The organism is Sphingomonas sp. JUb134 (assembly GCF_004341505.2).
Classification (GTDB): Bacteria; Pseudomonadota; Alphaproteobacteria; order Sphingomonadales; family Sphingomonadaceae; genus Sphingomonas.
This window is the reverse complement of record NZ_SLYP02000001.1, coordinates 952045-973723: the sequence shown is the minus strand read 5'-3', so window position 1 is coordinate 973723 and position 21679 is coordinate 952045. Positions and strand designations below refer to the sequence as shown.

19 protein-coding genes are annotated in these 21679 nt (G+C 68.8%); 15 read left to right on the top strand and 4 right to left on the bottom strand.

Annotation, left to right across the window (positions count from 1 at the left end):
- Positions 1 to 436: 436 nt before the first annotated feature.
- The 4 genes from EDF69_RS04540 (at position 437) to EDF69_RS04525 (ending at position 5829) form a co-directional block, all read left to right on the top strand.
- The gene (locus tag EDF69_RS04540; RefSeq protein WP_239555294.1) at positions 437 to 3226 is read left to right on the top strand and encodes an Rne/Rng family ribonuclease; all 2790 of its coding nucleotides are present in this window, start codon (positions 437 to 439) and stop codon (positions 3224 to 3226) included.
- Positions 3227 to 3350: 124 nt separating this feature from the next.
- A complete protein-coding gene (locus EDF69_RS04535; protein WP_132882364.1) occupies positions 3351 to 4712 on the top strand; it encodes a M48 family metalloprotease in 1362 nt (453 codons plus the stop codon).
- An 8-nt stretch (positions 4713 to 4720) separates the two neighbouring features.
- The gene (locus EDF69_RS04530; protein ID WP_132882363.1) at positions 4721 to 5449 is read left to right on the top strand and encodes a DsbA family protein; all 729 of its coding nucleotides are present in this window, start codon (positions 4721 to 4723) and stop codon (positions 5447 to 5449) included.
- An 86-nt stretch (positions 5450 to 5535) separates the two neighbouring features.
- A complete protein-coding gene (locus EDF69_RS04525) occupies positions 5536 to 5829 on the top strand; it encodes a hypothetical protein (RefSeq protein ID WP_132882362.1) in 294 nt (97 codons plus the stop codon).
- On the opposite strand, the gene EDF69_RS04520 is transcribed toward EDF69_RS04525, so the two are convergent.
- The 4 genes from EDF69_RS04520 to EDF69_RS04505 are packed head-to-tail and all read right to left on the bottom strand — an operon-like array spanning position 5823 to position 8907.
- Positions 5823 to 6539 carry an esterase/lipase family protein gene (locus EDF69_RS04520; protein WP_132882361.1) on the bottom strand — a complete coding sequence of 239 codons (717 nt, stop codon included), beginning with the start codon at positions 6537 to 6539 and terminating at the stop codon, positions 5823 to 5825. The two genes, EDF69_RS04525 and EDF69_RS04520, sit on opposite strands and share 7 nt — an antisense overlap.
- A complete protein-coding gene (locus tag EDF69_RS04515) occupies positions 6527 to 7156 on the bottom strand; it encodes a TIGR02117 family protein (protein WP_204991313.1) in 630 nt (209 codons plus the stop codon). Before EDF69_RS04515 ends, EDF69_RS04520 begins: the two co-directional genes overlap by 13 nt.
- A 59-nt stretch (positions 7157 to 7215) precedes the next feature.
- Positions 7216 to 8154, bottom strand: coding sequence for a 50S ribosomal protein L11 methyltransferase (locus tag EDF69_RS04510; RefSeq protein WP_132882360.1), 939 nt, complete (start codon positions 8152 to 8154; stop codon positions 7216 to 7218).
- 54 nt (positions 8155 to 8208) lie between these two features.
- Positions 8209 to 8907, bottom strand: a complete 699-nt coding sequence (locus tag EDF69_RS04505) for an SDR family NAD(P)-dependent oxidoreductase (RefSeq protein WP_132882359.1) — start codon at positions 8905 to 8907, stop codon at positions 8209 to 8211.
- A gap of 210 nt (positions 8908 to 9117) precedes the next feature.
- Between EDF69_RS04505 and sdhC the strand changes: the two genes are divergently transcribed.
- The 11 genes from sdhC to odhB all read left to right on the top strand — a co-directional run bounded on the left by sdhC (position 9118) and on the right by odhB (position 21614).
- Positions 9118 to 9531 carry a succinate dehydrogenase, cytochrome b556 subunit gene (gene sdhC / locus EDF69_RS04500; protein WP_125961772.1) on the top strand — a complete coding sequence of 138 codons (414 nt, stop codon included), beginning with the start codon at positions 9118 to 9120 and terminating at the stop codon, positions 9529 to 9531.
- Positions 9531 to 9917: a succinate dehydrogenase, hydrophobic membrane anchor protein gene (sdhD, locus tag EDF69_RS04495; RefSeq protein WP_132882358.1), complete on the top strand. Its 387-nt coding sequence runs from the start codon at positions 9531 to 9533 to the stop codon at positions 9915 to 9917. The genes sdhC and sdhD overlap by 1 nt, the downstream gene beginning before the upstream one ends.
- Complete coding sequence (sdhA, locus tag EDF69_RS04490; RefSeq protein WP_125961776.1) at positions 9917 to 11719, top strand: succinate dehydrogenase flavoprotein subunit; 1803 nt, start codon at positions 9917 to 9919, stop codon at positions 11717 to 11719. The genes sdhD and sdhA overlap by 1 nt, the downstream gene beginning before the upstream one ends.
- 114 nt (positions 11720 to 11833) lie before the next feature.
- Positions 11834 to 12397, top strand: coding sequence for an ATP-dependent Clp protease proteolytic subunit (locus EDF69_RS04485; protein WP_125961778.1), 564 nt, complete (start codon positions 11834 to 11836; stop codon positions 12395 to 12397).
- 245 nt (positions 12398 to 12642) lie between these two features.
- The gene (locus EDF69_RS04480; protein ID WP_125961780.1) at positions 12643 to 13428 is read left to right on the top strand and encodes a succinate dehydrogenase iron-sulfur subunit; all 786 of its coding nucleotides are present in this window, start codon (positions 12643 to 12645) and stop codon (positions 13426 to 13428) included.
- Between the two features lie 130 nt (positions 13429 to 13558).
- Complete coding sequence (gene zapE, locus EDF69_RS04475; RefSeq protein WP_132882357.1) at positions 13559 to 14683, top strand: cell division protein ZapE; 1125 nt, start codon at positions 13559 to 13561, stop codon at positions 14681 to 14683.
- Positions 14684 to 14932: 249 nt separating this feature from the next.
- On the top strand, positions 14933 to 15895 hold the full coding sequence (gene mdh / locus EDF69_RS04470) for a malate dehydrogenase (protein WP_132882356.1): 963 nt from the start codon (positions 14933 to 14935) through the stop codon (positions 15893 to 15895).
- On the top strand, positions 15888 to 16370 hold the full coding sequence (locus EDF69_RS04465) for a hypothetical protein (protein ID WP_132882355.1): 483 nt from the start codon (positions 15888 to 15890) through the stop codon (positions 16368 to 16370). The genes mdh and EDF69_RS04465 overlap by 8 nt, the downstream gene beginning before the upstream one ends.
- The gene (gene sucD, locus EDF69_RS04460; protein ID WP_132882354.1) at positions 16367 to 17251 is read left to right on the top strand and encodes a succinate--CoA ligase subunit alpha; all 885 of its coding nucleotides are present in this window, start codon (positions 16367 to 16369) and stop codon (positions 17249 to 17251) included. Before EDF69_RS04465 ends, sucD begins: the two co-directional genes overlap by 4 nt.
- 105 nt (positions 17252 to 17356) lie before the next feature.
- Complete coding sequence (locus EDF69_RS04455; protein ID WP_132882353.1) at positions 17357 to 20332, top strand: 2-oxoglutarate dehydrogenase E1 component; 2976 nt, start codon at positions 17357 to 17359, stop codon at positions 20330 to 20332.
- Positions 20333 to 20381: 49 nt separating this feature from the next.
- Positions 20382 to 21614 (top strand): 2-oxoglutarate dehydrogenase complex dihydrolipoyllysine-residue succinyltransferase, encoded by a 1233-nt coding sequence (gene odhB / locus EDF69_RS04450; protein ID WP_132882352.1) that lies wholly within the window; start codon positions 20382 to 20384, stop codon positions 21612 to 21614.
- The last annotated feature ends 65 nt before the right edge of the window (positions 21615 to 21679 follow it).

Here is a 21679-nt window from a genome sequence, read left to right as displayed (position 1 = left end):
CCCCTTTGCCCGAGCGATGGTGAAAGCATCGGGTTAAAGTCTTCCTAAGCCTGTCTGCCGATGCAAGCCACGTGCGGCCGTCAGGTGCCGTAGCGCGCTGTTGCCGCATCGCAACGGCAATGCTACGCAACGGATACGCCGTTTGTCGTCCGCTGGACGGCCGGCGCTCTCACACCCGCCCGCCGCATCTGCGCCGACCAGCGGGGAAACCAGGTTGACGCTCGCATGAGGCATGTTCCGTCCCGTTCCAGCAGCACCGCGACAGGCGGACGCTGGTCGGTGACGTTTGGCCCGGACCACCGGTCCGGCCATGCCCGTGCGGCAGAGGCATTCATCGACCCATGCAGCGCCGCCGCGGATCCCGATCCGCCCGGCAGCGCCGCCCATGGCGCGCCGCGCCGGCCACAGGCCGCCCGCCGCGCCCGGAGACTTTTCAATGACCACGCGTATGCTGATCGACGCACGCCACCGGGAGGAAACCCGCGTGGCTGTCGTCAAAGGGAACCGGATCGAGGAGTTCGACTTCGAATCCGCTGAGCGCAAGCAGCTCAAGGGCAATATCTATCTCGCCAAGGTGACGCGCGTCGAGCCGTCGCTCCAGGCCGCGTTCGTCGAGTACGGCGGCAACCGCCACGGCTTCCTGGCCTTTTCCGAAATCCACCCCGACTATTACCAGATCCCCAAGGAGGATCGCGAGGCGCTGCTGCGCGAGGAGGCGGAGCACGCCGCCGAGGAAGCCGCCCTGCGCGCCCGTGAGGACGACGAGGACGAGGACGAGGAAGGCTACGACGACGAAGACGCGATCGCGCTGGACGCGGACGGCGACGTCGACGTGCTGGAGCACGACGAGGACGAGCACGACGACGACGCGGGCGAAGATGCCGGCGACGAGGAAGGCGCGCCTGCGCCCTCCAGCCGCAAGCGCAAGCGCCGCGGCGGTGGCGACGATGCCGCCGTGGACGCGCTGCGCCAGCGCCGCATGAACCTGCGCCGCCGCTACAAGATCCAGGACGTGATCCGCCGCCGCCAGGTGCTGCTGGTCCAGGTCGTCAAGGAAGAGCGCGGCAACAAGGGCGCCGCCCTCACCACCTATCTGTCGCTCGCCGGCCGTTATTGCGTGCTCATGCCCAACACCGCGCACGGCGGTGGCATCAGCCGCAAGATCAGCTCGTCGTCGGACCGCAAGCGGCTGAAGTCGATCATGTCGGAGCTGCAGCTGCCGCCCTCGATGGGGTGCATCGTGCGCACCGCCGGGCTCCAGCGCACCAAGACCGAGATCAAGCGCGACTTCGACTATCTCGCCCGCGTGTGGGACGGCATCCGCGAACAGACGCTGCACTCGACCGCGCCCGCGCTGGTCTATGGCGACAGCGATCTGCTGAAGCGCGCGATCCGCGACATCTACAACCGCGACATCGAGGAAGTGATCGTCGAGGGCGAGGACGGCTATCGCCAGGCCCGCGAGTTCATGAAGCTTCTGATGCCCAGCCACGCGCGCAAGGTGAAGCAGTACGCCGACGCGGTGCCGCTGTTCCAGCGCGCAGGGGTCGAGGATCAGCTGGCGGCCATGTACAACCCTGTCGTCCAGCTGAAGTCGGGCGGCTACCTGGTCATCAACCCGACCGAGGCGCTGGTCTCGATCGACATCAACTCCGGCCGGTCGACGCGCGAGCACAACATCGAGCAGACCGCGACCGCCACCAACCTGGAAGCGGCACAGGAAATCGCCCGCCAGCTGCGCCTGCGCGACATGGCCGGCCTCGTCGTCATCGACTTCATCGACATGGACCACGGGTCCAACGTCCGGAAGGTCGAGAAGGCGATGAAGGAGGCGCTCAAGAACGACCGCGCCCGCATCCAGGTCGGCCGCATCTCCGCCTTCGGCCTGATGGAAATGAGCCGCCAGCGCCTGCGCACCGGCGTGCTTGAGGCGTCGACCCGCACCTGCCCGCATTGCGAAGGCTCGGGCCTGGTCCGCACCGCGTCGTCCGCCGGCCTGTCGGCACTGCGGATGATCGAGGACGAGGCCGCCCGCGGCCGCGGCTCCGAACTGCTGCTGCGCTGCAGCCAGGAAGCGGCCTTCTACGTCCTCAACAAGAAGCGCGCCGACATCGCCGAGATCGAGGATCGCTACGGCGTGAGCGTCGAGGTCGCGGCGGACGGCACGCTCGAAGGTGCGCGCATGACGGTCGAGGCCGCCGGCCCGCCCCCGGCCTATCCGCCCAAGATCGCGCCCCTGCTCGAGCTGCCCGAGGACGAGTTCCTCGACGAGATCGAGGACGAGGAGGAGCTCGACGAAGCCGAGGAGGCGACTGAGGCGCGCGAGGAACAGCCGCAGCGTCGCCGCGACGAGGACGAAGGCGAAGGCCGCAAGCGCCGCCGTCGCCGTCGCGGTCGCCGCGGTCGCAACCGCGAGGAAGGCGACAGCGGCGAGGCCGAGGACGCCGGTGCCGACGCCGCGGACGCCGACGAGGAAACCGAGGTCGTCGAGGTCGAGGCACTCGACGAAGCCGAGGCAGCTCCCGCAGGCGAGAGCGAAGCCGGTGGCGAAGGCCGTCGCCGTCGTCGCCGTGGCCGCCGTGGCGGCCGCCGCAGCGATGCACCGGCGGCAGCGGGCGAAACCGAGACCGCGCAGGACGAGGCTCCGGTCGAGACCGGCGCGCCTGCCGAGGAAGCGCCGGTAGAGGCCGCGGCGGAACCGGCTCCGGCCGAAGCCCCCGCCGAGCCAGTCGCCGAGGCTCCGGCACCGGTTGCGGAAGAGGCACCTGCCAAGCCCAAGCGCACGCGTCGCCGTCCGTCGGCACGCCCTGCCGAGGCGGCAGCGGTCGAGGCGGCTCCCGCCCCGGCCGTCGAGGCTCCCGCTCCCGAGGCCGAGGCTCCCGCCGCCGAGGAAGCGCCCAAGCCCAAGCGCACCCGCCGCCGCAAGGCAGCGGAGCCTGCCGTCGAGGCTGAGGCCCCGGCACCGGTCGAGGCCGCCACCCCGGCTCCGGCCGAGGAAGCACCGGCAAAGCCCAAGCGCACCCGTCGCCGCAAGGCAGAGCCGGCAGCCGAGGCGGCACCGGAAGCGGCAGCGCCTGCAGCCGAGGCCGCGCTCGAACCTGCCGCGCAGCCGGAAGCAGCACCGGCGGACACGGACGCCGACACCGCCCAGGGCGACGCGTCGTCCGAGGCGACCGAGGGCGCCACGCCGCGCCGCGGCTGGTGGCAGCGTACCTTCGGCGCATAAGCCACGTGACCCCTCCCGCCTGCCCGGGCGGGAGGGGCTCGCTTCACCATCGGTTCATCCGCACATCGCCAGCAGCGCGTTGCCGGCATTGAACCTAGCGCCGGCATTGCCGATAAGGACTGCCATGAAGCGCATCCTCGCAGGCCTCGCCACCGCGCTCCTCGTCTGCGCGCAGCCGGCCGCCGCCCAGTCGATCCTGCGCGATGCGGAAACCGAGTCGCTGCTCGCCGACATGGCGCGGCCGATCGCCGTCGCCGCCGGGCTCGACCCGAAGAACTTCACCGTCGTCTTGCTCAACGATCCCAGCGTCAACGCCTTCGTAGCGGGCGGCCAGGCGGTCTATCTGCACTCCGGCCTCATCGACGAAGCCGACAACATCAACGAAGTGCAGGGCGTCGTCGCGCACGAGGTCGGCCACATCGTCGGCGGCCATGTCGCGCTCGCCGGCCGCGGGGCCGGCCCTGCCACGAGCATTTCGATCCTCAGCCTGCTGCTCGGCGTCGCCGCCGTGGCCGCGGGCGCGGGCTCGGCTGGAGCCGGCATCCTCGCCGCCGGCCAGCAGGCCGCGCTCGGCAATTATCTCGCCTTCAGCCGCACGCAGGAAACCTCGGCGGACGCCGCCGGCGCACGCTATCTCGGCGCGGCCGGGGTCAATGGCGCGGGCATGCTGTCCTTCTTCAAGAAGCTCCAGAACATGGAGTACCGCCTCGCGATCCCGCAGGAGAACAGCTACAACCGCACCCATCCCTTGAGCGGCGAGCGCATCAGTGCGCTGACCGCAGATCTTCAGGCGCAGCCCGCCTGGGGCAAGCCGACCGATCCCGCGCTCCAGGAACGCTTCCTGCGCGTCCAGGCGAAGCTGCGCGGCTACGTCAACGATCCCAAGGAAACGCTGCGGCGCTATCCGGCGAGCGACAACAGCATCCCGGCCCATTACGCCCGCGCCTATGCCTATCATCTGACGGGCTATCCCGATCAGGCGCAGCAGGAGACCGCCGCCCTGGTCAAGGCCAAGCCCCACGACCCCTATTTTCTGGAGCTCCAGGGCCAGATCCTCCTGGAGTCCGGCCGTCCCGCCGACGCGCTCGCGCCGCTGCGCGAAGCCACCCAGCGCACCAATGCGCAACCGCTGATCGCCGCCACCTTCGGCCACGCGCTGATCGCCACCGAGGATCCCGCCCACCTGGCGGAGGCCGAGAAGGTGCTGCGCCAGGCGGTCGGCCGGGATCGCGAAAACCCGTTCGCCTGGACCCAGCTTGCCACCATCTACGAGCGCAAGGGCGATCAGCCGCGCGTGGCGCTTGCGATGGCAGAGCGGGCGAGCCTGATCGGGGAGCCGCAGATGGCGCTCGCCAGCGCCCGCGCGGCGGTCGCGGGCCTGCCCGAGGGAAGCTCCGAGCGGCTCCGCGCCCAGGACATCCAGATGATCGCGCAGAACGAACTCGACGAGCGCAAGCACAACCGCCGGCGCCTTTCCGCGCAATAAGGACCCCGATGCCGCGTAATCCTATCCTCGCCTTCGGCGCGCTGCTGCTCGCCGCGCTGCTGGGCGCCGCCGCCTTCGCCCTGCTGCAGCCGCTCCTTCCCGGCAGCGACCGCGCCCGTACCGAGGCGATCGTCCGCGACTATGTGCTCTCGCATCCCGAAATCCTGCCGGAAGCGATGCAGAAGCTCCAGGAGCGCGAGGTCGGCAAGGCCGTCGCCGCCAACCGCAGCGGCATCGAGACCCCGTTCGCCGGCGCCTGGGCCGGCAACCCGCAGGGCGACGTCACGCTGGTCGCCTATATGGACTATGCCTGCGGCTATTGCCGCGCGAGCCTGCCGGCCATCGAAAAGCTCCTCGCGGACGATCCCAAGGTCCGCGTCGTCTATCGCGAGCTGCCGATCCTGAGCCCCGGCAGCCGCACCGCCGCCGAATGGGCGCTCGCCGCCGCCGAACAGGGCAAGTTCCGCCCCTTCCACGCCGCGCTCTATGCCGAGCAGGATCTCGGCGAGGATGCGATCGCGCGCGCCGCGGCCAAGGCCGGGCTCGATGTCGCACGCGCGCGCGCCGCCATCGCCTCGCCGGCGATCGCGCAGGAGATCGCCCGCAACCTGCAGCAGGCGGGGCAACTCGGCGTCACCGGCACGCCCACCTGGGTGGTCGGCGACCAGATGCTGAGCGGCGCGGTCGGCTATGAAGGGCTTTCCGCGGCAGTCGCAAAGGCGCGCGCGGCCGCCTGATCCATCCGCCGCATCGCCCCTGCCACCCGGGCGTTATGCTGCTAGGGTCGCCTCGCCGCGCCGCGGCCCCACGAGGAGCTGTTCCCATGCGTTTGTCCCCGCGCCTGATCCTTCCCCTGGCCCTGGTGCCGCTGCTGGCCGGCGGCTGCGTCGCCAAGACCGCCTGGGATGTCGCCACCGCGCCGGTGCGCGCGGGGTCGCAAGTGGTCGACTGGACCACCACCAGCCAGGACGAGGCCGATCGCAACGCGGGCCGCAAGCTGCGCAAGCAGCAGGCCGAGGAAGAACGCCAGCGCCGCAAGGAAGAAAAGCGCGCCCGCGAGGAGGAAAAGCGCGCCCGCAAGGACGCCGAGCGCATCCAGCGCGACCAGCCCTACTGATCGGCGCCCTCCGCCAGAATGCTGGCGATCACACGGAGCACGTCGGGCCGCAGCTGAACGCCCAGGTGGCTGCTGCGGATCTCGATCGCGCGGCAGTCGTCGCTCCGGCACGCGAGCCCGTTCACCAGCCCATCGCTCCGGCTCCAGATCGCGGTGGCGGGAACCGGCAGCGGGCTTCGCACCAGCTCCGCCAGCGCCAGCGTCTCCGCCGCATCGATACGGTCGCCGGTGATCCGTTGATAGGCGCGCCACACCCGCGTCGCACGCGCGGGCCCTGCATAGGGGGAGGAGACGGTGATCACCTCCCGCACCCGGCCCGGCATGCGGTGCGCGGACAGCCGCGCCATGATCCCGCCCAGGCTGACGCCGATCAGCGTGACGGGCGCACCTGCCTTTTCGGCCAGTTCGTCCACGCGCGCGAACAGCCGCTCGCCCTCCGCACCGATGGTCCGGCGGCCCAGGTTGCGCCCCAGCCCCCAGCCGCTCGCCCGGTAGCCGAGCGCGGTGAGGTAGCGGACCATCACCAGGTTCGATCGATCGGAGTTGAACAGCCCGGGCAAGACCATCACGGGCCGGCCGTCGCCGGCCGGACTGGTCACCAGCGCCCGCCATTCGATCGCCAGCTGCGCCACGCCCCAGGCGGCGCGCGGCCATTCGACCAATGTGTGGCGAAGCGGCGGCGGCCCCAGCGGCGGTCTCACCGCAGCCATGCCATCACCGTTGCGGAAAACGGCGTCCACGCCCCCATGCGCACGCCCGCATGGCGCAGCGCCTCGCCGGTCCAGCTGTTGCAGGTGCGGATCGCGCTGTAGCGGCCGTGCGCCGCGTAAAAGGCGTCCGACCGCCCATAGCCCGGCACGCTTCCCGCCCGCCCATCCGGGCCCACTGCGAAACTCGCGCGGATGAAGCCGGCGAGCCGGCGATACTCCTCCGGGCGCAGCAGCACGGACCGGACGCTCGCCTCCTCCACCGGCTCGGCCAGATGGCCGACGTGCATCACCGTGTCCTCGCTGCCGACTGCCGCCCGCAGCACCGTCTTCGGATTCAGCTCACCCCAGGTCGGCGTACCGACGTAGAAGCCGCGATCCCCCCAGCCGATCGACAGGTGGCTGTGCCCGGCAAAGCGCGGGTCGCGCAGGTCCTGCGGCTGCACCAGGTCGCGCCAGTCCACGCCCTCCGCCGCCACCGGCACGATGATGCTGGTGTGGATGCCATTGTCCTCGACCCAGACGCGCACGCCCGCCTCCGGCGGCGACCAGCCGCGGTTGAGCGCAAAGGCGCCGCCGACCAGCCCCGCGACGCCATAGGCGACGACCAGCGCGCCCACCCCTGCCAGCAGGAGCAGCAGGCCGCGCCCGGTGCGGCCGAGCAGAGGCCGGCTGGCGGTCAGATGTCCAGCGCCCAGCCGTCGCGCCCGGCCGGATCGATCGGCGCAGTGGGGACATAGCGTTCCGCGCCCGCGCGCAGCCGCAGGATCGTCCAGTCGCCGCGATCGTCGCGCGCCTCCAGCGTGCAGCCGCATGCCGAGTACGCGCCGATCACCTCGCTCGCCTGCCGGCCGAGCAGTCCCGCCAGCACCACCGTCGCGTGCGGGGCAGCGATCGCCGCCACCTCCGGCGCCATCGACACCAGCGGTCCCGCCAGGATGTTGGCGATCAGCAGGTCATAGGGCGCGCGCTCGGTGATCGCATCGGCAAGCGCCCCGTCCGCGACCACCAGGTCGATCCCCGGAACCGCGTTCACCTCGGCATTCTCGCGCGTGACATCGACCGCGACCGGATCGATGTCGGTCGCCAGCACCCGCGCCTCGGGCCAGAGCTCGCGCGCGGCAAAGGCGAGCAGGCCCGTACCCGTGCCGATGTCGATCACGTCGGTGAAACGCTCGCCTGCCAGCCCGTCGAGCATCGCCAGGCACCCGCTGGTGGTCTCGTGATGCCCGGTCCCGAACGCACGCCCCGCCTCGATCCGGAACACGCGGGCGCCCTCCGGCGGCGGCGCGTCCTGGGCGGCGGTGTGGACATAGAAGCGGCCGACGTGGAGCGGCTCGAGCCCGGCCTGGCTCATCGTCACCCAGTCCTCGTCGTCCAGCTGCTCGATCGCGGGCGCACGCCCGCGCGCGCTCGGCACCAGCGCCTGCAGCGCCGCGATCGCCGCGTCATTGGGCTCGACCTCGAAATAGGCGTCCAGGTGCCAGCGCTCGGCATCGTCCTCGACGTCCTCGGTGGTCATCAGCACGGGCGCGGAGTCGAGCCCCAGGTCCTCGGCGGCGTCGATCGCCTCGGCCTCGGCGCGGGTGCACGGCAGGGTAAGCTTCCAGCTAGGCATGGGAGTCCTTCTTGGCGGTCCGGCGGTGCCGGACCATGGCGGCACCGAACAAATTCAACGCACGTAGCTCGCGCCGTTGATGTCGAGCACCGCGCCCGTCATCGACGGCGGCGCCTCCAGCGCCAGGAATCGCGCGGCGGTCGCCACCTCTTCCGGCATCGCGACTCGGCCCAGCGGAATGTCGGCCAGCAGCGTGTCGCCGCCGCGGCTCTCCAGATAATCGTCGGCCATGCCGGTCATGGTGAAGCCCGGGCAGATCGCGAACGCCAGAATGCCTTGCGCCGCATAGCCGCGCGCGATGGTCTTGGTCATCGCCACCATGCCCGCCTTGGCGGCGGCATAATGCCAGTGCGCCGGGCTGTCGCCGCGATAGGCGGCGCGGCTGGCGACGTTGACGATGCGGCCGCCCGTGCCGCGCGCCTGCCAGTGACGCACCGCCAGCCGGCAGAGCTCGGCCGCCGCCGTCAGGTTGATGCGCATCGTCCGCTCCCAGCCGGCGACCCAGTCGTCGTGCGGCAGGTCGAGCGGCGTCGCCTCGAACACGCCGGCGTTGTTGACCAGCACGTCGATGCGCCCGTCGAGCGCGTCGAGCGCCTGCTCCCACAGGCGCGCGGGCGCCGCAGGATCGGAGAAGTCGGCCGGGATGCCGCTCGCGGTGCCGTGGCCGACCACGCGCAGGCCCGGCGCATCGAGCGCCCCCGCGATCGCGGCGCCGATGCCGCGCGAGCTGCCGGTAAGGAGGATGTGCGTCATGCCCCGGCGATAGAGGCTGGCCGGCCGCCACGCCAGAGCCGCGAATTCGCCGATCCACATCGGCGCTTTGGCGCCGGCGCAACTTGCCGTACAGAACTGGCGCATCACGATATTCGCCGTCAGGCCGGTTACGTCGGCCTACCCGGGCTCTTGCGTCTTGCATCACACCGCCCCCCGGGTAGATAGGCGCGGTTCGCGAAAGGAACTGACTTGGCTTCCAAACCATATGCGCGCCCGCTGTCGCCACACCTCGGCATCTGGCGCTGGGGCCCGCACATGCTGGTCTCGATTCTGCACCGCGCCACCGGCGTCGCCAATTCCGTGGGTCTCGGCCTGCTGGTCTGGTGGCTGGCGGCGATCGCCGGCGGCGAAGACAGCTATGCCACCTTTGTCGACGTCTTCACGGTGTCGGGCGGCGGGCTGAACGTGATCGGCTATGTGGTCGGCATCGGCCTGACCCTGACCGTGTTCCAGCACATGGCGAGCGGCGTCCGCCACCTCGTGCTCGACATCGGCGCCGGCTATGAGCTGCGCAAGGGCAAGATGACGGCAATGGCCACCATGGTCTTCTCGCCGCTCGCGACGATCGCCTTCTGGGCCTGGCTGCTGGTGGGGAAGCACTGATGGGTAACGGTACGAGCATCGGTCGCGTCCGCGGCCTGGGATCCGCCAAGCAGGGCACCCATCACTGGTGGCACCAGCGGCTGACAGCAGGTTCGAACCTGCTGCTGCTCCTGTGGTTCCTCTTCTCGATCGCGATGCTGCCGTCTTACGACTTCGCCAGCCTCACGAAGTGGCTGAGCTCGGGCTGGGCGGCGCTGCCGATGGCGCTGCTGATCGCCACCCTCTTCTATCATGCGCGACTCGGCCTCCAGGTCGTGATCGAGGACTATCAGCATGACGAGACGCGAGTCGTTCTGCTCGTCGTGCTCAACCTGCTCACTGCGCTCGGGGCCGGCCTCGCCATCTTCTCGATCCTGCGCATCGCTTTCACGGGGACGCCCGCCTGATGTCTGAAGCCTACAAGATCATCGACCACACCTATGACGCGGTGGTGGTCGGCGCCGGCGGCTCCGGCCTGCGCGCCACCATGGGCATCGCCGAGTCGGGCCTGAAGACCGCCTGCATTACCAAGGTGTTCCCGACCCGCAGCCACACCGTCGCGGCGCAGGGCGGCATCGCCGCCTCGCTCGGCAACATGGGTCCGGACCACTGGACCTGGCACATGTACGACACCGTCAAGGGTTCCGACTGGCTCGGTGACCAGGACGCGATCGAATATCTCTGCCGCGAGGCGCCTGCCGCCGTGTACGAGCTGGAGCACGCCGGCGTGCCGTTCAGCCGCACGCAGGAAGGCAAGATCTACCAGCGCCCGTTCGGCGGCATGATGCAGAACATGGGCGAAGGCCCGCCCGCGCAGCGCACCTGCGCCGCGGCGGACCGCACCGGCCATGCCATGCTCCACGCGCTCTACCAGCAGAGCCTGAAGTACGACGCCGACTTCTTCATCGAGTATTTCGCGCTCGACCTGATCATGGAGAATGGTCAGTGCCGCGGCGTGATCGCGCTGTGCATGGAAGACGGCTCGATCCACCGCTTCCGCAGCCATGCGACGGTGCTCGCGACCGGCGGCTACGGCCGCTGCTATTTCTCGGCGACCTCGGCCCACACCTGCACCGGCGACGGCGGCGGCATGGTGCTGCGCGCAGGGCTGCCGCTCCAGGACATGGAGTTCGTGCAGTTCCACCCGACCGGCATCTATGGTGCCGGCGTCCTCATCACCGAGGGTGCGCGCGGCGAAGGCGGCTACCTCACCAACTCCGAGGGTGAGCGCTTCATGGAGCGCTATGCCCCGTCGGCCAAGGACCTGGCGTCGCGCGACGTCGTGTCGCGCTCGATGGCGATGGAGATCCGCGAGGGTCGCGGCGTCGGCAAGGAAGGCGACCACATCTTCCTGCACCTCGATCACATCGATCCCAAGGTGCTGGCCGAGCGGCTTCCGGGCATCACCGAGACCGGCAAGATCTTTGCCGGCGTCGACCTGACGCGCCAGCCGCTGCCGGTCGTCCCGACCGTCCACTACAACATGGGCGGCATCCCGACGAACTTCCACGGTGAGGTCGTGCACAAGCGCGACGGCAACCCGGATGCGGTCGTCCCCGGCCTGTTCGCGGTGGGCGAAGCGGCCTGCGTGTCGGTGCACGGCGCCAACCGCCTCGGCTCCAACTCGCTGATCGACCTCGTGGTGTTCGGCCGCGCGACCGGCCTGCGCATCAAGGAGACGATCAAGCCCGGCACCGCGCACAACCCGCTGCCCAAGGGCTCGGAAGAAATGGCGCTCGGCCGCCTCGACCACTTCCGCAATGCCAAGGGCGGCACGCCCACCGCGCAGCTGCGCCTCGACATGCAGAAGACGATGCAGCGCCACTGCGCCGTGTTCCGCACCGACGAGCTGATGGCCGAGGGTGTCACCAAGATGGAGGGCATCTATGCGGGCATGCAGGACATCGGCATCACCGATCGCTCGCTGATCTGGAACACCGACTTGGTCGAGACCATGGAGCTCGACAACCTGGTGGGCCAGGCGCTGGTGACGATCCGCGGCGCGATCAACCGCAAGGAAAGCCGCGGCGCGCACATGCACGAGGATTTCCCGGAGCGCGACGACGCCAACTGGATGAAGCACACCATCGCGACCTTCGATGGCTGGGGCGGCAAGGGCGGCTCGACCAGCCTCGATACGCGTCCGGTGCACGACTACACGCTCACCGACGAGATCGACTACATCAAGCCCAAGAAGCGCGTGTACTGATCCCGTCGAAACGACGAACTCGACAAAGGGGTGGACGGCAACGTCTGCCCCTTTTTCTTTGGGCGCGACTCGCGCCTCGCCGGAACCATCGGACAGCGCCTCGGTTAGCGCGCCATGACCGACGCCACCCAGTACCCGCTCCTCGCCGCCCCGCATGTCCACCTTGCCGGGCCGGTGGATCATTCCATGTACACCAACTTCCGGCAGCAGATGGCCAACGCCCCTGCCGAAGGCTCGCTGGTGATCTCGATCTCCACCCTGGGTGGCGATCCGGAGGTCGCGCGCGCGATGGGCGACGACGTACGCCTGCTGCGCGAATATTCCGGGCGCGAGATCCTGTTCCTCGGCAAGGTCGCCGTCTATTCGGCCGGCGCTACCTTCATGGCCGCGTTCCCGGTCGAGACGCGCTTCCTCACCAAGGGCACGCGCCTGATGCTGCACGAGCGACTCATGTCCAGCTCCGTCGAGCTTTCCGGGCCGCTCAAGACGCTCAGCTACACGCTCAAGGCCAAGCTCCACGAGATCGAGCATTCGATCCGCATCGAGGAAGAGGGCTTCCGCGATCTCGTCGCCGGCTCCGACGTGCCGTTCGAGGAGCTGGTCGAAAAGGCCCCCTCCAACTGGTACATCGAGGCGGAGGAAGCCAAGCGCCGCCGCCTGGTGCTCGACGTCATCTGAGGCGCGGGGCCTTCGTCACCCTGAACTTGTTTCAGGGTCCATCTCTCCATTGGCGACGGGGGTCCTGGCGGCACGATGGATGCTGAAACAAGTTCAGCATGACGGAAGGAGGGGGCCGCAAACGCCCTCCCCCCAGAAAAGCGCGCTTGCCGTTTGCGACAGCGGCAGGGGTCATGTATCGGAAGCCCAAATCGCCCCGGGGCCTGCGTCGCCCCACCGCATCCAGAGCTGACGGAATCCGCGCAATGGCCGAATTTTCCCTGCCCAAGAACAGCAAGATCACCGGCAAGTCCCGCGAGCACAAGGCGGCGGCTGACGCCGGCCGGGTCAAGAAGTTCAAGGTCTATCGCTACGACCCCGATACGGGCGAGAACCCGCGCTACGACAAGTTCGAGATCGACCTCGACGAATGCGGCCCGATGGTGCTCGACGCGCTCATCAAGATGAAGAGCGAGCAGGATCCCTCGCTCACCTTCCGCCGCTCGTGCCGCGAGGGCATCTGCGGCTCCTGCGCGATGAACATCGACGGCCGCAACGGCCTCGCCTGCACGACCGCGATCGAGGACATCAAGGGTGAGGTGCGCATCACGCCGCTCCCCCACATGGATGTGATCAAGGACCTGGTCCCCGACTTTACCCATTTCTACGCGCAGTACAGCTCGATCAAGCCGTGGCTGCAGACCGTCACCCCGGCCCCCTCGGGCAAGGAGCGGCTGCAGTCGCCGGAGGACCGCGCGAAGCTCGACGGCCTCTACGAGTGCATCCTGTGCGCCTGCTGCTCGACGTCCTGCCCCAGCTACTGGTGGAACAGCGACAAGTTCCTGGGCCCGGCGATCCTGCTCCAGGCCTATCGCTGGCTCGCCGACAGCCGCGACGAGATGACCGGCGAGCGACTCGACGAGCTGGAAGATCCCTTCCGCCTCTATCGCTGCCACACGATCATGAACTGCGCGAACGTCTGCCCCAAGGGCCTGAACCCGGCCAAGGCGATCGCCGAGGTTAAGAAGCTGGAGCTCGAGCGCACGCTCTGATCCTTTCCGGGGCCGCCTGTGGGCGGCCCCTTTCCTTTTTGTCGGTCGCAGTCGCGACACCTAGCGCCCCTCTGCGGCGCCCGACGCACCGTTGCCGACTGCGCGAACCGGCGGTGCGGGAGTGTCCCGCTTGTCCCAGGTTCTCGCCCGTTACGACTCGCTAATTGCCGCCGGCGAACTGCGCGCCGATCCCGACCAGCGCGCCGCCGCCGTCCGCCTCGACCGCCTCGCCACAGAACTTGAGGCACCGCCGTCCCGCGGGCTGCTCGCGCGCCTCACCGGGCGGCAGGCACCCAGCCCACGCGGCGTCTACCTCTGGGGCGGGGTCGGCCGCGGCAAGTCGATGCTGATGGACCTGCTGTTCCACTGCGTTGCGATTCCCGAGAAGCGCCGCGTCCACTTCCACGAGTTCATGCTGGAGGTGCATGACCGCCTGAACGTCGAGCGTAAGCGCGAAGCAGGCAATCCCGTGCCGCCCGTCGCCGCCGCGATGGCGGAGGGCCTGCGCCTGCTCGCCTTCGACGAGATGGTCATCAACAACACCGCCGACGCGATGGTGCTCTCGCGCCTGTTCAGCGAGATGATGACGCACGGCCTGACGGTCGTCGCAACCTCCAACCGCCCGCCCGACGACCTCTACAAGAACGGCCTCCAGCGGCAGAGCTTCCTGCCCTTCATCGCGCTGCTCAAGGAGCGGCTCGACGTGATGCCGCTCAACGGGCCCGTCGACTATCGCCGCGACCGCCTGGGCGTGATGGACACCTGGCTGGTGCCCAACGGGCCGGAGGCGACCGCCAAGCTTTCCGCCGCCTTCTTCCGCCTCACCGACTATCCGGTCGAGGATCGCGACCATGTGCCGAGCGAAGAGCTCGCCGTCCACGGCGGCCGCACGCTCCACGTGCCCAAGTCGCTGAAGGGCGTCGCCGTCTTCAGCTTCAAGCGGCTGTGCCGCGAGGCACGCGGCGCGCCCGACTATCTCGCCATCGCGCGCCACTATCACACCGTCATCCTGGTCGGCATCCCGCGCCTGGGGCCGGAGAACCGCAACGAAGCCGCCCGCTTCGTCACCCTCATCGACGCGCTCTACGAGCACAAGGTGAAGCTGCTCGCTGCCGCCGACGCGCTTCCCGAGCACCTCTACGAGCAGGGCGACGGCGCGTTCGAGTTCGAACGCACCGTGTCGCGCCTCAACGAGATGCGGTCGGAAGACTATCTCGCCGCCGGCCATGGCGAGGCAGCGGCGGACGGCGCCTGACCCGACCGGGGGGCGTCCGGCCGCCTCCCCAACCCGGCCAGCGGTGCCGTGAATGGGGCAACCGTTTGCGCTTGAGCGCGTTATTCATCCCGCTGCAAGCTTCGGTTTTCCGCGGCGCCCGATCCTTATTGCAATTGCTTCGCAGCTGCAAAGATAGTGGGTTTCCCGGGTTGTTCGGGCTCCGCAAAGGGAGTAATGCCCGCCCGATTGCGGTTCCCAATGAACCGCGGCATCCACACGGGAGGATTCATGGCCCGCAAGAAGATCGCGCTCATCGGCGCCGGTAACATTGGCGGCACGCTCGCCCACCTCGCAGCGCTCAAGAACCTTGGCGACATCGTCCTGTTCGACGTGGTTGAGGGCGTTCCCCAGGGCAAGGCGCTCGACCTCAGCCAGTGCGGCCCGGTCGAAGGCTTCGACGCCAAGATCACCGGCTCCAACGACTATGCCGACATCGCAGGCGCGGACGTGATCATCGTCACCGCCGGCGTCGCTCGCAAGCCGGGCATGAGCCGCGACGACCTGCTGGGCATCAACCTCAAGGTCATGAAGGCCGTTGGTGAGGGCATTGCTGCCAACGCCCCCGACGCATTCGTGATCTGCATCACCAACCCGCTCGACGCGATGGTGTGGGCGCTGCGCGAATTCTCTGGCCTGCCGCACAACAAGGTCGTCGGCATGGCCGGCGTGCTGGACTCCGCGCGCTTCAGCCACTTCCTCGCCGAAGAGTTCAACGTCTCGGTCAAGGACGTGAACAGCTTCGTGCTCGGCGGCCACGGCGACACCATGGTGCCCGTGCTCGAATATTCGACCGTGTCGGGCATCCCGGTCAGCGACCTGATCGACATGGGCTTCTCGACCAAGGAGCGCATCGACGCGATCGTTCAGCGTACCCGTTCGGGCGGCGGCGAGATCGTCGGCCTCCTGAAGACCGGCTCCGCCTTCTACGCGCCCGCGACTTCGGCGATCGCGATGGCCGAGAGCTATCTCTACGACAAGAAGCGCGTCCTGCCGGCGGCAGCCCACCTCACCGGCCAGTATGGCGTGGACAACCTCTACGTCGGCGTGCCGATCGTCATCGGCAAGGACGGCGTCGAGAAGATCGTTGAGATCAAGCTCTCCGAGGAGGCGCAGGCCAACCTCACCGTGTCGGTCGACGCGGTCAAGGAACTGCTGGTCGCGTGCAAGGGCATCGACGGCTCCCTTGCCTGATCTCGGCAGCCTCGCTGCACTGACCCTGGCGCTGGCGCCGCAGCTTCCCGCTGCGGCGCCGGGCACGGTAGATACGTTCCCCGCCGGGGTCCGTGCCTGCCTCCAGGCGACGATTCCCTCCGGGATCGACGAAGCACAGCTGAAGGCAGCCGGGTGGAATGCGTATGACATCGACGGCGACGGACCGCCGCTTCGGATCTACGCCCGCGGACGCGGGCCGATCCTGATGACCGGCACCGGCGCCGCTGCGAAGGAATCGGGCTGTCACGTCCTCGCTTCGCGCGGATCGACCGACAGCCTCGCGGCGACCGTCGACGGGATCACCAAGGAACTTGGGGCACGACCGACCGAAAGCGGTTCGGAGGCGACCCTGTGGATCGTCGGCGACAAGGGCGTCATGCTCGCCGGCGAAGAAGATACCAAGAGGACGGGCGTGCGCGCCACGATCGTCCCTATTGCCGAGGGAATGAAATGAGCATCCTTGTCGACAAGAACACCAAGGTCATCACCCAGGGGATGACCGGCGAGACCGGCAGCTTCCATACCAAGGCGGCGCTGGAATACGGCACCCAGATGGTCGGCGGCGTGACGCCGGGCAAGGGCGGCACCGAGCACCTCGGCCTGCCGGTCTACAACACCGTCGCCGAAGCCAAGTCGAAGACCGGTGCCGACGCCTCGGTCATCTACGTGCCGCCGCCCTTCGCGGCCGACTCGATCCTGGAAGCGATCGACGCGGAGATCCCGCTGATCGTCGCCATCACCGAGGGCATTCCCGTGCTCGACATGGTCCGCGTGAAGCGCGCGCTGTCGGGTTCCAAGTCGCGCCTGATCGGCCCGAACTGCCCGGGCGTGCTGACGCCGGGCGAGTGCAAGATCGGCATCATGCCGGGCTCGATCTTCAAGAAGGGTTCGGTCGGCGTCGTGTCGCGTTCGGGCACCCTCACCTATGAGGCGGTGTTTCAGACCTCGAACGCGGGCCTTGGCCAGACCACCGCGGTCGGCATCGGCGGCGATCCGGTCAACGGCACCAACTTCATCGACGTGCTCGAGCTGTTCCTGGCCGACGACGCGACCGAGTCGATCATCATGATCGGCGAGATCGGCGGCTCGGCCGAGGAAGAAGCAGCCCAGTTCCTCAAGGACGAGGCGAAGCGCGGCCGCAAGAAGCCGATGGCAGGCTTCATCGCCGGCCGCACGGCGCCTCCGGGCCGCCGCATGGGCCACGCCGGTGCGATCGTCTCCGGCGGCCAGGGCGGCGCCGAGGACAAGATCGCGGCGATGGAAGCAGCCGGCATCAAGGTCGCCGCTTCACCCAGCGAGCTCGGCTCGACGCTGCTGGAAGTGCTGAAGGGTTAAAGACACCGCCGCGCGTTCCCATCTTGCGTGTCGCCCGCGACACGCCGGAGCGCGCGGCACGTCCCTCGACGGTTTCTCGGGACGAACGGACGGACAGGACGCACCATGGGCTACGAAGGCCAGGATTTCTCCGATATCGCAGCCGGCGTCAGCCCGGCGTTCGTGGAGACGCTCTACACCCGCTACAAGGCGGATCCCGCCAGCGTCGACGCTGGCTGGCGCCAGTGGTTCGACGGGCTCGAGGGTGCGGTCTCCGGCCCCAGCTGGCAGAGCAAGCGCTGGCCGCTGACCGAAACCGACGCGCTCACCGCGGCGCTCGACCCGACCCAGATGGAGCCCGCGCTCAAGCCCGCAAAGGGCGGCGGCAAGCCCGCGCCGGCACCGGCCGCGGCCCCCGCGCAGGCCTCCACCGCCGACATCGCCAAGGCAGCCGGCGACGCGATCCGCGCGCAGATGCTGATCCGCACCTATCGCGTGCGCGGTCACCTGGCCGCCAATCTCGATCCGCTCGGCCTCTCGCCCCATCGCGAGCTGCCGGCCGATCTCACCACCGAATATTACGGCTTCAGCGATGCCGAGATCGACCGTCCGGTCTATCTGGGCGGGACGCTGGGCCTCGAGACCGCGACCATCCGCGAGCTGGTGACGATCCTTCGCGCCAACTATTGCGGCAACGTCGGTCTCGAATACATGCACATCGCCGACGTGGAGGAGCGCCGCTTCCTTCAGGACCGCATGGAGGGCAAGGACAAGGCCATCCAGTTCACGGTCGACGGCAAGAAGGCGATCCTCTCCAAGGTCATCGAGGCCGAGCAGTGGGAGAAGTTCCTGGGCCGCAAGTACGTCGGCACCAAGCGCTTCGGCCTGGACGGCGGTGAATCGATGATCCCGGCGCTCGAGTCGGTCATCAAGTACGGCGGCCAGATGGGCGTCCGCGAGATCGTCTACGGCATGGCCCACCGCGGCCGCCTGAACGTTCTCGCCAACGTGATGGCAAAGCCCTTCCGCGTGATCTTCCACGAATTCTCGGGCGGCTCGGCCAACCCGGAGGACGTCGGCGGCTCGGGCGACGTGAAGTATCACCTCGGCACCTCCACCGACCGCAGCTTCGACGACATCACCGTCCACATGTCGCTGGTCGCCAACCCCTCGCACCTCGAGGCGGTGAACCCGGTCGTGCTCGGCAAGTCGCGCGCGATCCAGACGGTGCGCAACGACCTCGCCGATCATGAGCAGGTGCTGCCGGTGCTGATCCACGGCGACGCGGCTTTTGCCGGCCAGGGTATCGTCTGGGAGTGCCTCGGCTTCTCCGGCATCCGCGGCTACAACACAGGCGGCTGCGTCCACTTCGTCATCAACAACCAGGTCGGCTTCACGACGAGCCCGCAGTTCGCGCGCTCCTCCCCCTATCCGTCGGACGTCGCCAAGGGCGTCCAGGCGCCGATCCTGCACGTCAACGGCGACGATCCCGAAGCCGTTACCTTCGCCTGCAAGGTCGCGATCGAGTTCCGCCAGACGTTCAAGCGCGACGTCGTGATCGACATGTGGTGCTACCGCCGCTTCGGCCACAACGAGGGCGACGAGCCCTCGTTCACCCAGCCGCTGATGTACGCCAAGATCAAGACCCACCCGCCGGTCTCGGAAATCTATTCCAAGCGCCTGATCACGGAAGGCGTAGTCGACCAGGCGTTCGTGGACGGCAAGACGCACGAGTTCACCACGCTGCTCGAAGGCGAGTTCGAGAGCGCCAAGAGCTACAAGGCCAATCGCGCGGACTGGTTCGCCGGCCGCTGGTCGGGCCTGCACATGCCGGCCGACCCGGAGACCGCGCGCCGCACGGCCGATACCGGCATCGAGGCCAAGCTGTTCGACTCGCTCGGCCGCACGCTGACCGAGATCCCGGCGGACATCGAGATCCACAAGACGCTCGGCCGGGTGCTCGAGGCCAAGCGGCAGATGTTCAAGACCGGCCAGGGCTTCGACTGGGCGACCGCGGAAGCGCTGGCGTTCGGCTCGCTCCTGTCGGAAGGCTTCGGCGTCCGCCTTTCGGGCCAGGACTCGGGCCGCGGCACCTTCTCGCAGCGCCACGCCGTCTGGGTCGACCAGAAGGACGAGCACAAGTACGTGCCGCTCCAGCAGGTCGAGCACGGCCGGTTCGAGGTGCTCGACTCGCCGCTCAGCGAATATGGCGTGCTCGGCTTCGAATACGGCTATGCGCTGACCGATCCCAAGACGCTGGTGCTGTGGGAGGCGCAGTTCGGCGACTTCGTGAACGGCGCGCAGATCATGATCGACCAGTTCATCGCGTCGGGCGAAGCCAAGTGGCTGCGTGCCAACGGCCTCGTGATGCTGCTGCCGCACGGCTATGAAGGCCAGGGTCCGGAGCACAGCTCCGCACGCCCCGAGCGCTTCCTGCAGCTGTGCGCACAGGACAACATGCAGGTCGCCAACGTCACCTCGCCGGCGAACTATTTCCACCTGCTGCGTCGCCAGATGCATCGCAACTTCCGCAAGCCGCTCATCCTCATGACGCCGAAGTCGCTGCTGCGCCACAAGATGGCCGTGTCGACGACCGAGGAGTTCCTGGGTGACAGCCAGTTCCACCGCCTGCTCTCCGATCCCTCGGCCCCGGCCGACACGGAGGTCACGCGCCTGGTGCTGTGCTCGGGCAAGGTCGCTTACGACCTGATCGAGGCACGCGATGCGGCCGGCGACAAGAACACCGCGATCGTGCGCGTCGAGCAGCTCTATCCCTTCCCGGGCGAGCCGCTGGTCGAGCGCCTGAAGCGCATGCCGAACCTCCAGGACGTGGTCTGGGCTCAGGAAGAGCCGAAGAACAACGGCTACTGGTTCTTCGTCGAGCCGCTGATCGAGGAAGCGCTGGAAAAGGCGGGCACCCGCGTGTCGCGCGCTCGCTACGCGGGCCGTGCCGCTGCCGCCTCGCCTGCGACCGGCCTCATGAAGCGCCACACCGCGGAACAGGGTGCGTTGGTAGCCGATGCGCTCGGCCACAACGTGCGCGAGGAAATCCGCCGCACGCGCAAGACCGACGACGCGCCCGTCGGCAAGCCTACCGCCTGATCCGAACCCAATGTCTGCGTCCCCTGGCGGGGAACCAAGAGGAAGACCCATGGCAACCGAAGTCCTTGTTCCCGTACTGGGCGAATCGATCACCGAAGCGACGCTGGGCGAATGGCTCAAGCAGCCGGGCGACCCCGTGAAGGCCGACGAGCCCATCGCCAGCCTTGAGACCGACAAGGTCTCGGTCGAAGTGCCCTCGCCCGTCGCGGGCGTGATGGGCGCGCATGCCGTCCAGCCGGGCGACACCGTCTCGGTCGGCGCGATGATCGCCACCATCGACGCGGGCGACGGCGCCCCGGCGAAGACGGCCGCGCCCGAGGCCGGCAGCACCGCCGCGGCTCCGGCTCCGGCAGCCGCCCCGCAGGAGGCCGGCGGCAACGTCGACGCCGCTGCGCTGTCGCCGTCGGTGCGCCGCGCGATCCTCGAGCATGGCGTCGATCCGGCGACCGTGAAGGGCAGCGGCAAGGACGGTCGCCTGACCAAGGAAGACATCGTCGCCGCCGCGTCGAACAAGCCGGCCGCAGCCCCCGCCGCGGCCCCGGCGGCCGCTCCTGCAGCGGCGCCCGTCGCTGCCGGTGGCGAGCGTCGCGAGGAGCGCGTCAAGATGACGCGCCTGCGCCAGACCATCGCCCGCCGCCTGAAGGAAGCGCAGGACACCGCCGCGCTGCTGACCACCTTCAACGACGTCGACATGACCGCCGTCATGGAGGCGCGGACCAAGTACAAGGACCTGTTCGAAAAGAAGCACGGCGTGCGCCTGGGCTTCATGGGCTTCTTCGTGAAGGCCGCGTGCATGGCCCTGAAGGACATCCCCTCGGTCAACGCCTATATCGAGGGCGATGAGATCGTCTATCACGACTATGCCGACATCTCGGTCGCGGTCTCCGCGCCGCAGGGCCTGGTCGTGCCGGTGATCCGCTCGGCCGACCAGATGTCGGTGGCGCAGGTCGAAAAGACGATCGGCGACTTCGGCAAGCGCGCCAAGGAAGGCACGCTCAAGATGGACGAGATGAAGGGCGGCACCTTCACCATCTCCAACGGCGGCGTGTTCGGCTCGCTGATGTCGACCCCGATCATCAACCCGCCGCAGTCGGCGGTGCTGGGCCTCCACCGCATCGAGGAGCGCCCGGTCGTCCGCAACGGCCAGGTCGTCGTCCGCCCGATGATGTACCTCGCCCTCAGCTACGACCACCGCATCATCGACGGTCGTGAGGCAGTGACCTTCCTCGCCGCGCTCAAGAACGCGATCGAGGACCCGACCCGCCTGCTGATCGACCTGTAAGAACACGCAATCGGCACCCCGGCGAAGGCCGGGGTCCAGTTGCGCCGCTGTTTGTAACGACACGA

Excerpts from the sequence above, each read along its gene's own strand:
- EDF69_RS04540 (WP_239555294.1), top strand. The coding sequence starts at position 437 with ATGACCACGCGTATGCTGATCGACGCACGCCACCGGGAGGAAACCCGC.
- EDF69_RS04535 (WP_132882364.1), top strand. The coding sequence starts at position 3,351 with ATGAAGCGCATCCTCGCAGGCCTCGCCACCGCGCTCCTCGTCTGCGCG.
- EDF69_RS04530 (WP_132882363.1), top strand. The coding sequence starts at position 4,721 with ATGCCGCGTAATCCTATCCTCGCCTTCGGCGCGCTGCTGCTCGCCGCG.
- EDF69_RS04525 (WP_132882362.1), top strand. The coding sequence starts at position 5,536 with ATGCGTTTGTCCCCGCGCCTGATCCTTCCCCTGGCCCTGGTGCCGCTG.
- EDF69_RS04520 (WP_132882361.1), bottom strand. The coding sequence starts at position 6,539 with ATGGCTGCGGTGAGACCGCCGCTGGGGCCGCCGCCGCTTCGCCACACA.
- EDF69_RS04510 (WP_132882360.1), bottom strand. The coding sequence starts at position 8,154 with ATGCCTAGCTGGAAGCTTACCCTGCCGTGCACCCGCGCCGAGGCCGAG.
- EDF69_RS04505 (WP_132882359.1), bottom strand. The coding sequence starts at position 8,907 with ATGACGCACATCCTCCTTACCGGCAGCTCGCGCGGCATCGGCGCCGCG.
- sdhD (WP_132882358.1), top strand. The coding sequence starts at position 9,531 with ATGGGTAACGGTACGAGCATCGGTCGCGTCCGCGGCCTGGGATCCGCC.
- sdhA (WP_125961776.1), top strand. The coding sequence starts at position 9,917 with ATGTCTGAAGCCTACAAGATCATCGACCACACCTATGACGCGGTGGTG.
- EDF69_RS04485 (WP_125961778.1), top strand. The coding sequence starts at position 11,834 with ATGACCGACGCCACCCAGTACCCGCTCCTCGCCGCCCCGCATGTCCAC.
- EDF69_RS04480 (WP_125961780.1), top strand. The coding sequence starts at position 12,643 with ATGGCCGAATTTTCCCTGCCCAAGAACAGCAAGATCACCGGCAAGTCC.
- mdh (WP_132882356.1), top strand. The coding sequence starts at position 14,933 with ATGGCCCGCAAGAAGATCGCGCTCATCGGCGCCGGTAACATTGGCGGC.
- sucD (WP_132882354.1), top strand. The coding sequence starts at position 16,367 with ATGAGCATCCTTGTCGACAAGAACACCAAGGTCATCACCCAGGGGATG.
- EDF69_RS04455 (WP_132882353.1), top strand. The coding sequence starts at position 17,357 with ATGGGCTACGAAGGCCAGGATTTCTCCGATATCGCAGCCGGCGTCAGC.
- odhB (WP_132882352.1), top strand. The coding sequence starts at position 20,382 with ATGGCAACCGAAGTCCTTGTTCCCGTACTGGGCGAATCGATCACCGAA.